We start from the raw sequence: 12,720 nt of genomic DNA on the forward strand, positions 1-12,720 counted from the left end.
GGTGATTACTCGCCCAGCATTTCGCTGACCCAATCGGGCACCAGCTCGCTGGCGGGGCCCAGCCGCGTCTCGTCGAACCAGTGTGAACCCTGACTGGGCTCAAGGTTGAGCTCAAGCGTAAGGGCACCGTTCGCCTTGGCCTCGCGGACGAAACCCGCTGCGGGATAGACCGCGCCTGACGTGCCGATGGACACGAACAGGTCGCAATCGGCCAGCGCGGCATAGATGCGCTCCATCTGATAGGGCATTTCGCCGAACCATACGACATCGGGTCGCAGCGCGCTTTCACCGCAGGCAGGGCAGGGCGGGCGCGTGATCAGCGGGCCTGTCCATCTGCTGCGCGTGCCGCAGGCGGTGCACCATGCGTTCAGATGCTCGCCATGCATGTGCAGCACATCGGCAACGCCGGCCCGTTCGTGCAGATCGTCGATATTCTGCGTCACCAGCAAAATATCGCCGTCCCACGCCGCGTCCAGCCTTGCCAGCGCATGATGCGCTTCATTGGGCTCCGCCTGTTGGACAGCGGCCCGGCGCATATCGTAAAAGCCCAGCACCAGATCGGGATCGCGGGCAAACCCTTCGGGCGTGGCCACATCCTCTACGCGGTGCTGCTCCCATAATCCGCCTGCCGAGCGGAACGTATCGATCCCGCTTTCGGCGGAAACCCCCGCACCGGTCAGGATCACGATATTGCGAAGTCGCTCCATGCCCGCCATGAAGCACGCCGATCAAGGAGAATGCAATGACGCGTATTGGTATCGTCGGCTCGGCAGGGCGCATGGGGCATGCATTGGCCCACGCCATTGGCGAGGCGGGGCAGCAAATGGCGGGCGGCGTGGATCGCGGCGATAATGTCGCGGCGCTGGCGGCAAAATCCGATGCGCTGGTCGATTTCTCCAGCCCCGCGGCGCTGGGCGCGACGCTGGATGCCTGTGTGGCGCATGGCATTCCGCTGCTGATCGGCACCACGGGGCTGACGGCGGATAATCACGCGGCCATCGACGCGGCGGCAAAGCAGATCGCCGTGCTGCAAACGGGCAATACGTCGCTGGGGGTGACCATGCTGGCGGCGCTGGTCGAACAGGCGGCGGCGCGGCTGGGCGACGATTGGGATATAGAGATCGTGGAAATGCACCACCGCAACAAGGTGGACGCACCATCGGGCACCGCCATCCTGCTGGGCGAGGCTGCCGCACGGGGCCGTGCCATCGATCTGGCCACCCACACCGAAAGCGGGCGCGACGGGCATACGGGCGCGCGGGCGGCGGGCGCAATCGGCTTTGCCGCGCTGCGCGGCGGGACGGTCGCGGGCGAACACAGCGTGATCCTTGCCGGAGAGCAGGAGCGTATCACCCTGTCGCACAGCGCCGAGAATCGCGCGATCTTTGCGCGCGGCGCGGTCAGGGGCGCGATCTGGCTGACCGGCAAGCCCGCGGGCCGCTATACCATGAACGACGTGCTGGGCCTGTAATGCCCGAACGAAGAGGGCACGCGCCGAAGAACAAGGCGGAAGTTTTCGAATTCTTCCGCCTGCTGGCAGAGGATAATCCCGACCCGCAGACCGAGCTGGAATTCGGCAACACCTATCAGCTGGTCGTCGCCGTGGCGCTGTCGGCGCAGGCAACCGATGTGGGCGTGAACAAGGCGACCCGCCGACTGTTCGAGCAGGTCAAGACGCCGCAGCAAATGCTCGATCTGGGTGAGGACGGGCTGAAGGAACACATCAAGACGATCGGCCTGTTCAATTCAAAGGCAAAGAACGTGATCGCCGCGGCGCAAATGCTGGTCGACGATTACGGCGGCGAGGTTCCGCGCGACCGCGACGCGCTGGTCAGGTTGCCGGGTGTGGGGCGCAAAACCGCCAATGTCGTGCTGAACTGCGCGTTCGGAGAGGCGGTGTTCCCTGTCGACACGCATGTTTTCCGCGTCGGCAACCGCACCGGCATCGCCAGGGGCAAAACCCCCGAAAAGGTCGAGGCGCAGCTGGAAAAGAAAGTGCCCGAACCCTTCCGCGTGGGCGCACATCACTGGCTGATCCTGCACGGCCGCTATCTGTGCAAGGCCCGCACTCCCGAATGCTGGCGCTGTCCGGTGGTCGATCTGTGCGGGTTCAGGGACAAGGTGCTGGAAAAGCCCAAGGGGCGTTAAGGAACCCGACGGCTGCGATATCGTATCGGCTGTGGTACCAAAGCGAAAAAGGGGATCGCAGCCTTGCCGCGCCTATTGTCGTCCAAATCGATCCAATTTCCGATGACCCGCATTCCGATAGTGATGGTGCTGTCCGCCGTTGTCGCCACACTGCCCGCCCATGCGCAGGAAACCGTCGCGCCCGAATTGCGCGGGCGGCCTGCCGACCGGCCCGACGAATGGGAAGTATCGCTGCGCGGCGCGCTGATCCTGACCCCGTCATGGACCGGCTCTGACGATATGAGCCTGTCGCTCGTCCCCGATATACGCGTGACCTATGGCGACGAGATTTTCGCGTCGATCCCCGAAGGGCTGGGCTGGAATGCGATCAAGGGAGATGGCTGGAAAATCGGCCCGCTCGCCAAAATCCGCTTTGGCCGGGACGAGGACGATGGCGGTTCGCCCTTTCTGATCGCGGGCGGCAGTGACGATCTGCAAGGCATGGGCGATATCGACCCCTCCGCCGAACTGGGCGGCTTTGTCGAAAAGAGCTTCGGCCCGCGCAGCGAATGGACGGCGCGTGTCGAAGTGCTCAAGGGATTTGGCGGGCATGATGGCGCGGTCGGTTACGGCTCGCTCGATTATCGTACGCGGCTGGGCAATACGATCGTCAGTTTCGGCCCACGCATCAATATCGTCAGCGGTGATTTCATGGATACCTATTACGGGATCGACGCGCAGCAATCCGCCGACACCGGCCTTGCCCCCTATCGTGCCGAGGGCGGCATATTATCCTATGGCGTGGGTGCGAATGCGGTCCAGCCGCTCAACCGCCGCAGCGCCATTACCGTGTTCGCCGTGGCCGAGGATCTGGGCAGCGAAGCGCGCCGCTCCCCGCTGGTCGAAGAGCGCGGCCAGCGCCTGCAATTCGCGCTGGGCGTGGGCTATGGCTATCGCTTCGGGCTGTAGCGCAGCGAATGCGAGGGACGGTCAGACCGGTAGATCCTCTGGTTCGCGCCGCCGCCTGAGATAAAGATAAGGCACCGTCCCGCTCTTGAATCGTTCGCGGATCGAGCTTTGAAAAAACGGCGGAATGTGATCGCCTACTAGCAGGATGTCCGTATCTGTAAAGCCGGGGCTATCCATTTCGCGCTGCAACGCATCGGCGATCTGCCGCTGGATCATATAGCTTCGGCACAGCATCGGAAAATCGGCCTGCCAGTCTGATGACCCCAGATCGCATGCCGCAAGCCCCATGGTGGCATTGTCGTCGACGGGCAGATGGCCCGACAGCGTCAGCCAGTATATCAACTTGCGTCGGTCGGGCTGGTGTCCCAGCATTTGCGAAATCTGGTGCGGAATGTCGCGGTCGCAAACGCCGGTGAAAACGCCGTCGCACAGCGGTTTGCCGTCTTGCAGCAAATCGCCGCCGAAAAAGCTGCGCTCAAAACCGGCCTTGGGATACCATTGCTTGCGGTTGAAGAACTCGCCGGTAAAGCCGTGAACCGCGATCGTCTCAAAGCCGGCCTTGCCAAAGCGGTCGGGCAGGCAATCGCTCCCTTCGAACCGGAAGCTGGCCGGATCGGCCCACGCGCTGCACAATTCCCGCATTTCCGCGCTGGTGGTAGAGCCGTAAAAGGGCACTTCGCCCGTTTCTACGATATAATTCGCATCCCATTTCCGGCGGTCCCAGATGCTGTCGTAAATCGCACGGTCATGGGCATTATTGGGCACGCCGACCGATTCCAGAATGACGATCAGCACATTGCGCGATTGCTGAAGTTCGGGGGCCAGATCGACCTCTATCGCCGCCGAGGAAACGGGGGTCCCCTGCGGCGCCCGCGCCATATAGCTGCCGCGATCCGCCTTGTTCAGCATGGTGTCGGCCTGCACCAGCAAGGCCACGCTGCCAAGCGCAAGCGCGATTTGCGGCAGACCGCGCGGACGGGCAGTGCGCGGTCCGAACCATGCACCCAGCAGGATGCACGCACCCAGCACCAGTGCCATCGCGGCATAGAGCGGCGAGGAGAGCAAATTCATCTCGGTCACATAGGCGAGCGAGTTGAGAGATTTCTCGATCGTGAGATAGAAGATGCGCGACATCAGGGTCAGCAGAAGAAAGGCATAGATCGCGACCATCCCGATGGTGCGCAACACCAGATTGGTCGAACAGCAGATTAGCAAGGCGGCGATCCCCGCCAGCAGGATCTGTGCACCCATCTTCGGCCCGCCGACCAGCCACATGGCCATCAGTGCCAGATTGGGCAGCACGACCCACCAGAACACCCATCTGAGCGGGAAGTCTTGCAGGATGGAAGATTGGCGCGTCATGGATTCCGGTTCCGGTGTAACCGGCCCAGATTTCACGACTCCGGTAAAATAATTATTAAGTATATGGCGACGGATTTGCCTGCCCGTTCTGGAGCGTGATTGGACGCGGTTTCGGGCGCGGCACCGTTCTGGCGCAGCATGGGCTTTAACGAAGGGGTGCCCGATGCGGCGATGAGGGTAAAACTGGCAGGCTATGGCGCGGATGCGCGGTGGATGTGGCGGGATTTGGATGCCAAAACCTGATCGCGATCGCTAGCTTAAGTTTGCAAGCCAGCTCCGCCTGCTTCCTCGCAGCCGTGGACCCGATCCTGACGCGAATTCCTTGCTCGGGTCGTGGATGAGCGCCTGCGCGTCTGCACTGGATTGGAATTGCAGTTCATTGTCGGCAGTCAAGGTTGCGGTGCAAAGCAGGCTGTCCGATGCGACCGACGTCACATCGATCGAGGCATGGACAATCCATTCCGGCGGGATATTCCGTGTGGCCGCAAGGCGATCCAATTCGTTCCGAAAAAATTCGGCGGTCTCGGCAAAAAGAAATTCGCTGTCTTCTTCCTGCACGGGTATCAAGGGGAATGCCATGGCCTGTTCCCGGTGCTTTTGCAGCCAGGCTTGAAAAAAGCCCAGCGCCCAATAGCCGTCGATGCGGTTGTTTCTGCTGACGAATATCGCCAGCAGATCATTGCAAACCGCTTTCAGTTCGCGCCGCCGCGCCATCGTACCTTGCCTTCTGCCTCCGCGATGCGACTATAACCCAAGGTTCAGCCGCCGTGTGACCGTGTAGTCCATCACCGCGACCAGAAACCAGCCCAGCCGCCAGCGGAAACGGTTCCACAGGGTCGAACGCTGCTTGTGCAGGGCGGGGGTGATTGCCTCGCTCGCGGGCAGATGTTGTGCCACGAAATCGCGCATCCGGTCCGCCAGTGCTGCATCCTCTATCCGCAGCATCAGTTCCAGATTGATATAAAGGCTGCGCATGTCGAAATTGGCGCTGCCAAGATAGACCGCATCGTCCAGCACGATCAGCTTGGTGTGCAGCTTGCACGGCGCGAATTCCCAGATCCGAGCACCATGCCGCAGCAGATAGCGATAAAGCGCCCGCGTCGCGCCGATGGTGGCGTTATTATCGGACTTGCCCGCCATCAACAGCCGCGTCTCGCCCTTTTCCGCGATGCGCCCGATCCGCCGCACCAATCGTTTATGCGGCGAGAAATAGGCCATCATCATATCCAGCCGATTGCCCGCGATCAGATCGGCAGACACGCATCTGGCCCAGCTGGACAGGCCCTTGGTCGGGCCGCCCACCAGCAGACGTACCGGCCCGCTGCCCGCATCCCATTCGCGCACGATCCGGCGAATGCCTGAAAAGCGCGCCCGCCGGTTGCCGGTCCAGCCCAGCAGCAGATCGTACCAGCGGGTCAGCGCGCCGACCGCCTCGCCCTCCACCGTCACGGCCAGATCGTTCCAGCCGTTCATCGCGGGCGGCTGGAAATAATCGTTTTCGATATTGAACCCGCCGATCATGGCGAGACCGTCGTCGGCGACCACGATCTTTTGGTGATTGCGAATCAGGTATCGCTGCGACCAGTGCGCCGCGAAACGCACGCTGCGCCCGCCCACGGCGTTCAGCGGTTCCAGAAACTGCTCGCTGGCGCTGGAGCCGAAATCGTCGAGGATCAGCGAAACCCGCACCCCGCGCCGCGCCGCCGCGACCAGCGCATCGCGCACAAGGCGCGAAACCTCGTCCTCGGCAAAGATGTAAAAGCACATGCGGATCGAGCGCTGCGCCCCCTCGATCAGCGACAACAGAGTCTGCAACCGGTCCGCGCCTGCCGGATAGAAACCCAGCGCGTACCCCTGCGCGGTGACATGGAACGGGGGCGGATCGTCATAAGGGGGCGTGTCGCTGCAGACCGGCTGGATCGTCGTCATTGCGCGGCGATGATGGCGCGCGGCGCGGTGATCGGCAAGTGGGCGCGCAGGCGGTGGCTTTTCTTGACTCTTGGGGGGCAATTCCCTAATTGCGGGCCTTTCCGACAGGACCAACCCTTTTTACCCCAACCCTTTTACCGAGGTGCCCTATGGCGCGCGTTACCGTCGAAGATTGCGTCGACAAGATCCCGAACCGTTTCGATCTCGTGCTGCTGGCTGCCCAGCGTGCGCGCGAAATTTCGGCCGGCAGCGAGCTGACCGTCGACCGCGACCGCGACAAGAATCCGGTTGTCGCCCTGCGCGAAATCGCAGAGCAGACGGTAAAGCCCAAGGAGCTGAAGGAAACGCTGGTCCAGGGTCTGCAAAAGGTCGCCGTGGACGACGATGACGAAGTGGATGAAGTCGGCTCGCTGTCGCGTTCGGCAGAGGCTCTGCGCCTGACCGCGGCTGCGCCGACGCGCAACACGTCGATCGGCTCCGACTACGACGGCTGATCGCTGCCGCGACATTGCGAATTCGGGAAGGGGCTGCCGTTTGGCGGCCCTTTTCATTTGGACCTTTCACCTCGGCGCGGCGCGACCCTTCAAATTGCGCTGCAACGCGGTATAGTTTGCCTCTCCGGACTGAACAGGGGGTCTTGGATGAGCGATTTTACCGATGGCATCGGGGGCATGGTCGAAGGCGGCGCAATCGGCCGTGCCGTCGAGCGCGAGATCAATGCCGGCGACAGCGCGAGTACGCAAAAGGGCGACAGCGGGCATTTCCACGAGAGTGCGTGCCTGAACTGCGGGACGGAGCTGGTCGGATCGCATTGCCATAACTGCGGACAGGAAGCGCATCTGCACCGCACGATCGGGGCGTTTCTGCACGATCTGATGCATGGGGTGCTGCATCTGGACGGCAAGATCTGGCGCACATTGCCGATGCTGGCGGTAAAGCCGGGGCATTTGACCCGCGAATATATCGACGGGAAGCGCCGCCGCCATGTGTCGCCGATGGCATTGTTCCTGTTTTCGGTGTTCGCCATGTTCGCGGTGTTTTCGATGGTCGGCCTGTCGGTGCCCACCGATTTGCGTGGCGGCGGGGTCGATGGCGACGTGCCTGCCGCGATCGAGCAGACCGAGGGCCAGTTGGAGGCCGCGCTCGCCAGGTTGGAAACGCAGACCGAAGGCAGCCCTGCATACGAGGAGACGCAGGCCGAAATCGGCAAGCTGGTGGCCGCGCGGAGCATTCTGGGCGGGTTCGGTGCGAAGGACTCCGAGGGTAAGACCAGCGGCGGCACGGGCGTGCCCGAGCTGGACAAGGGCCTGAAGAAATGGCGCGAGAACCCGTCGCTGATGATCTACAAGCTGCAGTCCAGCGGTTACAAGTTTTCGTGGCTGCTGATCCCGCTGTCGCTGCCCTTCATGTGGCTGATGTTTTTCTGGAAACAGAAATACGGGCTCTACGATCACTCGGTTTTCGTCACCTATTCGATCGCGTTCATGTCGCTACTGTTCATCGCGGCGAGCCTGCTGGCGATCGTCCGCGGCCCACCATCATGGGTGATCGCAACGCTGTGTACCGTGGTGCCGGTGGTGCATATCTATAAGCAGCTTCGTTATGGCTATTCGCTCAGCCGTGTGGGCGCGCTGGTGCGGACGGCGGCGGCATTGGTGTTTATCTCGGTCGTGCTGATGCTGTTCCTGACGATCCTGTTGCTGCTGGGCATATTGGGGTGACCGGTGATTTCACCGTCGGGCCGGTCGCGCTCGACGACCTGCAATTGCAGGAACTGCTGGCGCTGCATCTGGCGGGGATGCACGAATTCTCGCCCGCCGATGCGGTGCACGCGCTGGACCTGTCGGGACTGGCGGTGCCCGAACTGACGATGCTGGGTGCGTGGGCCGCCGGTGGCAGGCTGGCGGCGATGGGCGCGATCAAGCGGCTGGGGCACAGGCAGGGTGAGGTAAAGTCGATGCGCACCCATCCCGATTTTCTCAGGCAAGGCGCGGCTGCGGCCTTGCTCGATGCGATCATCGCCCGGGCACGGGACGAGGGGCTGGAGCGCCTCAGCCTCGAAACCGGCAGCGGGGCGGTGTTCGAACCTGCGCTGGCACTCTATCGCAAGCGCGGCTTTGCCCATGGCGAGGCATTTGCCGGTTATACCGCCACGGCCTTCAACCAGTTCCTGCATATGCAATTGGGCTGAAACGAAAAGGGCGGGAGGCCGCAGCCACCCGCCCTGTTTTCATCGTTTCGATCAGAGGGTCAGGCCGGATGCGGCCCTTCGCCCGAAAAGCGCTTGCCGGCCTTGGGAACGCCAAAGCCGCTGGCGGGCACCGGACGGGCGGGGCCGCTAGGCGCGTCGGGGCGGTCGATCTTGCCGTCTTTCAACAGCTGGTCGATCTCGTCGCCCGTCAGCGTTTCATATTCCAGCATCGCCTGTGCCAGCAGGTGCAGCTTGTCCTCCTGCGCGTTCAGCACATCGGTCGCGCGCTTGTGCGCATCCTCGACCAGCTTCTTGATTTCGGCATCGATCAGCTTGTTGGTCTCGGCCCCCGCAAAGGTGCGGGTGGTCTGCCCCATGCCCAGATAGCCTTCCTGGCTCTGTTCATACTGCAGCGGCCCCAGCTTGTCCGACATGCCCCATTTTGTGACCATGTTGCGGGCCAGATCGGTCGCGTACTGGATGTCGGAGGATGCACCCGACGATACCTTGTCGTGGCCGAAGATAATCTCTTCCGCCACGCGCCCGCCCATGGCGACGGCAAGGTTCGCGTGCATCTTGTCGCGGTGATAGGAATAGGAGTCGCGCTCCGGAAGGCGCATCACCATGCCCAGCGCACGGCCGCGCGGGATGATCGTCGCCTTGTGGATCGGGTCCGACGCTTCCTCGTTCAGCGAGACGAGAGCGTGACCGGCCTCGTGATAGGCAGTCATTTTCTTCTCGTCGTCGGTCATGACCATGGACCGGCGCTCGCTGCCCATCATGACCTTGTCCTTGGCGTCCTCGAACTCCTGCATCGCCACCAGCCGCTTGTTGCGGCGGGCAGCCAGCAAGGCAGCCTCGTTCACCAGATTGGCAAGGTCCGCGCCCGAGAAACCGGGCGTGCCCCGCGCGATGGTGCGCGAATTGACGTCGGGGGCGAGCGGCACCTTTTTCATGTGAACCGACAGGATCTTCTCGCGCCCGTCGATATCGGGCACGGGCACCACAACCTGACGGTCGAAACGGCCCGGACGCAGCAGAGCGGGATCGAGCACATCGGGGCGGTTGGTCGCCGCGATGATGATGATGCCTTCATTGGCCTCGAACCCGTCCATCTCGACCAGAAGCTGGTTCAGCGTCTGCTCGCGCTCGTCATTCGAATTGCCGAGGCCATGGCCGCGCGAACGGCCCACAGCGTCGATTTCGTCGATGAACAGGATGCAGGGCGCGTTCTTCTTCGCCTGCTCGAACATGTCGCGCACGCGGCTGGCGCCGACGCCGACGAACATCTCGACGAAATCCGAACCCGAAATGGTGAAGAAGGGCACACCTGCCTCACCCGCGATGGCGCGGGCCAGCAGCGTCTTACCCGTACCGGGCGAACCGACCAGCAGCGCGCCCTTGGGGATCTGGCCGCCCAGCTTGGAAAACCGCGACGGGTCCTTCAGGAACTCGACGATTTCCTCCAGCTCCTCGCGGGCTTCGTCGATGCCTGCAACGTCGTCAAACGTCACGCGGCCCTGACGTTCGGTTAGCAGCTTGGCCTTCGACTTGCCGAAGCCCATGGCGCCGCCCGCGCCGCCGCCTTTCTGCACCTGACGCAGCGCGAAAAACGCGATGCCGAGGATAAGGAGGAAGGGAAGCGAATTGAACAGGATGATGAGGAGCAGGCTCTGCTGCTCGGGCTCTGCCCCTGTGTAATCGACGCCATTGTCCTGCAACAGTTGCGTCAGCCCGACATCGCCGGGAACCGGCGTGGTGCTGAACGGCTGATCGTTTTTGAGCGTGCCGGTAATCCGGTCGGGCGCGATCTGGACGGAACGGACATTACCCTCGGCCACGCTGTTGCGGAAGGCGGAGTAATTGATCTGCGTGCCCTGCGCCGGCCCACGCTCTCCGAACAGCGAGACGACCAGCAGGAGCGCGAGAAAAATCCCGCCCCAGATCATCAGGCTCTTGAGCCAGGGATTGTTGTTGGGCTGTTCGTCTTTGTTCATCGCTTTTGCCGGATATCCTTTCGCCCAACCAAAATAGGCGCGAGATGGTGAATGGCAAGCAAACGAAACCCCGCTTTCACACCGATTCAGCCGGTTTTTCGCGCCGGTTCGGGGGTAAACAGCCATTCCGGCCCGTTCACGCCGCTGCGCACGGTGCATTCCAGCCCCGCCAGCGTGGTCTTTCCCCCCGATTCGAGCGTGTCGAGCAGACGGTCGATTTCCGCCCCGCGTGGCGCACCGTGGGATCGCCCCAGTTCGCCGATCAGCTTTTCCAGAACGCGAAACCGCAGCCCGCGCACGCCGAATTGGCGCGGCGAGGGTGCATAGACCGCACCCTGTTCTTCGGGGAGAAAAACAATGCGTGTCTGCAGTTCGGCATCGACCGCTTCCTCCAGCGCTTCGAACGCATCGCGTAAATGGCGGGCGCTGCGGGCAAGGGCGGACGGGTCGATCCAGTCGGTCCCTGTCATGGCGGCGCGGATGCGGGCGCGGTCATATTTCGGATCGCGGTTCGACGGGTCCTGTGCCGGTTCCAGCCCCGCCGCTGCGCAAATCGCGGCCAGTTCGGAGCGGTGCCAGCCCAGCAAAGGCCGGATGAGACCGATATCCGCCGCCATCGGCACAGGCCGCCGGTTGCGCATCGCGGCCAACCCCTTCAGCCCCGACCCGCGATTGAGGCGCATCAACAGCGTCTCGGCCTGATCCTCGATATGATGCGCGGTGGCGATAGCGGCCAGCCCGTGTTCGCGCGCCCATTGACCCAGCGCGCGATAGCGTTCGCGGCGGGCATTGGCCTGCACATTGCCGTGGTCGGGCAGGGTTACGGTCAGCACCGTGTGCCCAATGCCGCGGTCGCGGCACACGCGCGCCACCATCGCGGCTTCATCGGCGCTTTCGGGACGTAGCCGGTGGTCTACGGTGGCCGCTTCGATGCGATCGGGAAACGCGGTCGCAGCCAGCAGCAACATGGCCAGCGAATCCGGCCCGCCCGAAACGGCGATCCCCAGACGGGCGTCGGGTTCGATCAAGGGCGCGCAGTCGCGGGCAAAGCGCGCCGCTGCCGCGTTCAGATCATCCGCGTCAGGGATCGGCGGCGTATCAATCAGCAGCCCGCCTCTCGACCCGTTTGCGTGTTCAGCGACGACAGGCGGCCAGCGGCTTCGGCGGGATAGACGCGGCGGAATTCGGCCAGCGCCTCGCAGCTTTTGGCCTTGTTGCCCAGCGCCAGCGTGGCGCGCGACAGATAGAGCAGGCTGTCGGGCGCGCGCTCGCCGCTGCGGTCGGCGAGATAGTTCTGCAGGAACGCCTCGCCCGCCTTGCTCGGCTGGCCTTCGTCAAGCCACGAACGGCCGATCAGATTGCGGGCCCAGCTGGCGCGGCGGTGGCTGGGATAGACATTCACCACCTTTTGCAGCTGTTCGCGCGCGGCGGCGTATTTCTTGGCGTCCCACAGACGATAGCCATAGACATAGGTGTCTTCGGCATCGTCGCCGGTCGACGGCTTTTCGATCGCAGCCGCCGCGGTGGCGGCAACGGCGGCCCCGCCCGTCATCGCGGCCATATTATTGCCAGTGGCATTGTCGGCGCGCGGCGGCGGGGTGACGGCGGCGGAAGGCGCGGCCATCGGATCGACCGGCATGGCCGCGGATTCAAGCGCATCGACGCGCGCATTCATCAGGCGCAACGCATTGGAATTCGTTTCGACCTGCGCGGTCAGGCTTTGCAGCGCCGATTCCACCGCATCCATGCGCGCCAGCATGTCGGTAACGGGGCCCGCCGTGGTGCTGGGTCCGGTCGGCTGAGCCTGCGGCGCAACGATCTCAGGCTCGAAATAGGGGCCGCTGGCGCCGGGAAAGACCTTGCGCTGCAATGCCTTTACTTCCTGTTCCAGCTTGCGGATGCGCGCTTCGTCCTGCGCCTGGGCAGGCACGGCGACAGGCAGGGCAATGGCCATCGCCCCGCCCAGCAGAATCGCGTTGCGGCGCAGCGCGCGCAGCATGGTGGCGGAAAGGGAGAGCGAACGCGTCGTGGCGGACATGGAAGGCAACCTCGTGAAATTCATGGCGCGAAAATCGGGTATTGAAGCCGCTCGTCAGAACGGCGGATGAACATGATACATCAGAACCGGCGGGGCAGCATTATCGC

14 protein-coding genes are annotated in these 12,720 nt (G+C 63.3%); 7 read left to right on the top strand and 7 right to left on the bottom strand.

What is annotated here, in order from left to right:
- Positions 1-5 precede the first annotated feature (5 nt).
- Positions 6-707: an NAD-dependent deacylase gene (locus LOZ74_RS00685; protein WP_230292465.1), complete on the bottom strand. Its 702-nt coding sequence runs from the start codon at positions 705-707 to the stop codon at positions 6-8.
- Between the two features lie 35 nt (positions 708-742).
- Here LOZ74_RS00685 and dapB point away from each other — a divergent pair, with 35 nt between their 5' ends.
- From dapB to LOZ74_RS00700, 3 genes are all read left to right on the top strand, one after another.
- Positions 743-1,471 carry a 4-hydroxy-tetrahydrodipicolinate reductase gene (gene dapB / locus LOZ74_RS00690; protein ID WP_230292466.1) on the top strand — a complete coding sequence of 243 codons (729 nt, stop codon included), beginning with the start codon at positions 743-745 and terminating at the stop codon, positions 1,469-1,471.
- On the top strand, positions 1,471-2,148 hold the full coding sequence (gene nth / locus LOZ74_RS00695; RefSeq protein ID WP_230292467.1) for an endonuclease III: 678 nt from the start codon (positions 1,471-1,473) through the stop codon (positions 2,146-2,148). The genes dapB and nth overlap by 1 nt, the downstream gene beginning before the upstream one ends.
- Before the next feature lie 102 nt (positions 2,149-2,250).
- Positions 2,251-3,096 (top strand): MipA/OmpV family protein, encoded by an 846-nt coding sequence (locus LOZ74_RS00700; protein WP_230292468.1) that lies wholly within the window; start codon positions 2,251-2,253, stop codon positions 3,094-3,096.
- 21 nt (positions 3,097-3,117) lie between these two features.
- On the opposite strand, the gene LOZ74_RS00705 is transcribed toward LOZ74_RS00700, so the two are convergent.
- Positions 3,118-4,458, bottom strand: coding sequence for a sulfatase-like hydrolase/transferase (locus tag LOZ74_RS00705; protein WP_230292469.1), 1,341 nt, complete (start codon positions 4,456-4,458; stop codon positions 3,118-3,120).
- A 99-nt stretch (positions 4,459-4,557) separates the two neighbouring features.
- Between LOZ74_RS00705 and LOZ74_RS00710 the strand changes: the two genes are divergently transcribed.
- On the top strand, positions 4,558-4,701 hold the full coding sequence (locus LOZ74_RS00710) for a hypothetical protein (RefSeq protein ID WP_230292470.1): 144 nt from the start codon (positions 4,558-4,560) through the stop codon (positions 4,699-4,701).
- Between the two features lie 9 nt (positions 4,702-4,710).
- Here the strand turns inward: LOZ74_RS00710 and LOZ74_RS00715 are convergent, their stop codons facing one another.
- Together LOZ74_RS00715 and LOZ74_RS00720 are read right to left on the bottom strand one after the other, a co-directional pair.
- Positions 4,711-5,172, bottom strand: coding sequence for a hypothetical protein (locus LOZ74_RS00715; protein WP_230292471.1), 462 nt, complete (start codon positions 5,170-5,172; stop codon positions 4,711-4,713).
- 30 nt (positions 5,173-5,202) lie between these two features.
- Positions 5,203-6,387 carry a phosphatidylserine/phosphatidylglycerophosphate/cardiolipin synthase family protein gene (locus LOZ74_RS00720; RefSeq protein WP_230292472.1) on the bottom strand — a complete coding sequence of 395 codons (1,185 nt, stop codon included), beginning with the start codon at positions 6,385-6,387 and terminating at the stop codon, positions 5,203-5,205.
- A 149-nt stretch (positions 6,388-6,536) separates the two neighbouring features.
- Here LOZ74_RS00720 and rpoZ point away from each other — a divergent pair, with 149 nt between their 5' ends.
- From rpoZ to LOZ74_RS00735, 3 genes are all read left to right on the top strand, one after another.
- Positions 6,537-6,881, top strand: coding sequence for a DNA-directed RNA polymerase subunit omega (gene rpoZ, locus LOZ74_RS00725; protein ID WP_230279384.1), 345 nt, complete (start codon positions 6,537-6,539; stop codon positions 6,879-6,881).
- Positions 6,882-7,028: 147 nt separating this feature from the next.
- Positions 7,029-8,108: a DUF3667 domain-containing protein gene (locus tag LOZ74_RS00730; RefSeq protein ID WP_230292473.1), complete on the top strand. Its 1,080-nt coding sequence runs from the start codon at positions 7,029-7,031 to the stop codon at positions 8,106-8,108.
- Positions 8,105-8,578, top strand: coding sequence for a GNAT family N-acetyltransferase (locus LOZ74_RS00735; RefSeq protein WP_230292474.1), 474 nt, complete (start codon positions 8,105-8,107; stop codon positions 8,576-8,578). Before LOZ74_RS00730 ends, LOZ74_RS00735 begins: the two co-directional genes overlap by 4 nt.
- Positions 8,579-8,637: 59 nt before the next feature.
- Here LOZ74_RS00735 and ftsH read toward each other — a convergent pair whose 3' ends face one another.
- The 3 genes from ftsH to LOZ74_RS00750 all read right to left on the bottom strand — a co-directional run bounded on the left by ftsH (position 8,638) and on the right by LOZ74_RS00750 (position 12,613).
- Entirely contained in the window at positions 8,638-10,575 is a 1,938-nt protein-coding gene (ftsH, locus tag LOZ74_RS00740) for an ATP-dependent zinc metalloprotease FtsH (protein ID WP_230292475.1), read from the bottom strand.
- An 86-nt stretch (positions 10,576-10,661) separates the two neighbouring features.
- Positions 10,662-11,603 carry a tRNA lysidine(34) synthetase TilS gene (tilS, locus tag LOZ74_RS00745; RefSeq protein WP_230292476.1) on the bottom strand — a complete coding sequence of 314 codons (942 nt, stop codon included), beginning with the start codon at positions 11,601-11,603 and terminating at the stop codon, positions 10,662-10,664.
- Positions 11,604-11,677: 74 nt separating this feature from the next.
- Positions 11,678-12,613: a tol-pal system YbgF family protein gene (locus LOZ74_RS00750; protein WP_230292477.1), complete on the bottom strand. Its 936-nt coding sequence runs from the start codon at positions 12,611-12,613 to the stop codon at positions 11,678-11,680.
- Positions 12,614-12,720 lie beyond the last annotated feature (107 nt).

Origin of the sequence: Croceicoccus sp. Ery5, from assembly GCF_020985325.1 — a bacterium.
GTDB lineage: Bacteria > Pseudomonadota > Alphaproteobacteria > Sphingomonadales > Sphingomonadaceae > Croceicoccus.

Excerpts from the sequence above, each read along its gene's own strand:
- LOZ74_RS00750 (WP_230292477.1), bottom strand. The coding sequence starts at position 12,613 with ATGTCCGCCACGACGCGTTCGCTCTCCCTTTCCGCCACCATGCTGCGC.
- rpoZ (WP_230279384.1), top strand. The coding sequence starts at position 6,537 with ATGGCGCGCGTTACCGTCGAAGATTGCGTCGACAAGATCCCGAACCGT.
- LOZ74_RS00730 (WP_230292473.1), top strand. The coding sequence starts at position 7,029 with ATGAGCGATTTTACCGATGGCATCGGGGGCATGGTCGAAGGCGGCGCA.
- dapB (WP_230292466.1), top strand. The coding sequence starts at position 743 with ATGACGCGTATTGGTATCGTCGGCTCGGCAGGGCGCATGGGGCATGCA.
- LOZ74_RS00700 (WP_230292468.1), top strand. The coding sequence starts at position 2,251 with ATGACCCGCATTCCGATAGTGATGGTGCTGTCCGCCGTTGTCGCCACA.
- nth (WP_230292467.1), top strand. The coding sequence starts at position 1,471 with ATGCCCGAACGAAGAGGGCACGCGCCGAAGAACAAGGCGGAAGTTTTC.
- LOZ74_RS00720 (WP_230292472.1), bottom strand. The coding sequence starts at position 6,387 with ATGACGACGATCCAGCCGGTCTGCAGCGACACGCCCCCTTATGACGAT.
- ftsH (WP_230292475.1), bottom strand. The coding sequence starts at position 10,575 with ATGAACAAAGACGAACAGCCCAACAACAATCCCTGGCTCAAGAGCCTG.
- LOZ74_RS00705 (WP_230292469.1), bottom strand. The coding sequence starts at position 4,458 with ATGACGCGCCAATCTTCCATCCTGCAAGACTTCCCGCTCAGATGGGTG.
- LOZ74_RS00685 (WP_230292465.1), bottom strand. The coding sequence starts at position 707 with ATGGAGCGACTTCGCAATATCGTGATCCTGACCGGTGCGGGGGTTTCC.
- LOZ74_RS00715 (WP_230292471.1), bottom strand. The coding sequence starts at position 5,172 with ATGGCGCGGCGGCGCGAACTGAAAGCGGTTTGCAATGATCTGCTGGCG.